Genomic DNA, 1,639 nt, shown 5'->3' with positions numbered 1-1,639 from the left:
AACAATGGAGTCACCCTCGTCAGTCCGGACGTGCGGGTTCAGGGAACAACGCTACACATCTCAAACTTTCAAATCGTCAACGGTTGCCAAACGTCGCATGTTCTATACGAAAACCGCGACACATTAACCGATGATTTGATGGTTACATTGAAAGTGGTAGAGACAACTGATGAGGACGTCTTCAGCGAGCTGGTACGAGCCACCAACAGCCAGTCGAAAATTGAAGAGTCACAGTTTCTGTCATTGAGCCCAATAGCGAAACGAGTCGAGGCGTATTTCAATACGTACGAAGGGCAAGATGGACGGCTTTATTTCGAGCGTAGAGACCGACAGTACGTAGGAAAAGGTGTTGCGGCAATTCGTGTTGTTTCCCTGCACAATGCCGCGAAGTGTGTCTGTGCGATGTTTTGCAGACGACCTGACCTTTCGTTCAAGTATCCGAAAAGAATGTATGATGAGTTTGGTGAGCGTATTTTCAGTGAGGAAAATCGAGAAATCATTTACTATGCGAGCGCTTTGGCGTTATATCGCTTCCATCTTCTAACTTCGAATAGCACGATCCCGCAAAACATGCGTCGCTTCAAATGGCACATACTCCCACTGGCAGCTGCGATTGTAGCCGGCAAGGATGTGCCCCCGCTCGGCGCTAAAAAGATGGACTCTTACGCTCAGCGGGTTATTGACAAGTTCAGCCACCATACCGCAGATGGAACGGCTGCATTTACCAAAGCCGTGAGCATTATTGAAAGCTTGGGGGATATATCTAACGATCGGCTTAAACGCCAAGCGGTACTCGAGGAAATGCTGGCAAAAATCGACTAACAAAACGCTCGAGGTGACGCTCGCATCTCAGCTATGCGTTGGGTTAATTAGGAGGAACGATGGCAGTTGATGGTGGAAAGTTTAAGGCATTTGTCCGTTACATGATAAATGCGGCCAAGCAAAAACGGTGCGTCCCATACTACGAGCTCGAAAACATATTCGGGCTAAGTCACGAACTCGCCGGAAAGTATGCCGGAGCACTCGGGGATTTCTGTGCACAAGAGGGGTATCCACCACTGAATGGCCTGATCATTAGTAGTACGGATTGCATCCCCAGTTACGGGTTTGATTGGTACCAGGAGCAGTACGGTAAGGAGTGGGGAAAGGTAGTTCGCGACTGCTGGGCTCGGTTCCACGTCAAGTCGTCGCGAGCAAAGCAAACGCAGGACTTTGGCGGTCTCGACAAGGATATTGCAGCATTCTTGGAGTCATAAACCCAACAAAGCGCTGCAACCGACCGCTCAACCGCTACGCGGTTTCGCGTTGGCTGAGTTTCATCGTTACATCGCCCGAGGTGGAGAACAATGAAATTGGATGATTTTGCCGGGGGGTCGAGAGGCCGTACCGCCGGGGACGGTAATTGCCAATCCCGGAGGCGTCACATCAGAGGTTATGGGCCTCACCGACGAGCGGATATCCTACGTTCGGGGGTCATCGACCATCTCAGTCAAACTCGTGGATCTCCACGCAGCGTATGAGTCATTCCGAGGGAGCCGTGTCACCTCGAGCGAGCTCAAACAATTTGCTCCGGCCGTCTTTGACTCAAACGCTCGCCCAGCTGGGCATTCGTGCAATTGTACGTTCCTGTTCGGCATCC

The 1,639-nt window shown here is 51.1% G+C and carries 2 protein-coding genes; both read left to right on the top strand.

The window, feature by feature from the left end; all coding sequences use genetic code 11:
• A partial coding sequence (locus F3089_RS15715) for an AIPR family protein (RefSeq protein WP_192497419.1) occupies window positions 1-822 on the top strand: 822 nt, incomplete at its 5' end.
• A gap of 59 nt (window positions 823-881) precedes the next feature.
• A complete protein-coding gene (locus tag F3089_RS15710; RefSeq protein WP_151441724.1) occupies window positions 882-1,256 on the top strand; it encodes a hypothetical protein in 375 nt (124 codons plus the stop codon).
• Window positions 1,257-1,639: the final 383 nt, after the last annotated feature.

It is taken from the genome of Halospina sp. K52047b, from assembly GCF_008709855.1.
GTDB lineage: Bacteria > Pseudomonadota > Gammaproteobacteria > Pseudomonadales > Oleiphilaceae > Halospina > Halospina utahensis_B.
Note: the sequence above shows the minus strand (reverse complement) of the source record. Positions and strands in the feature narration are given on the sequence as shown.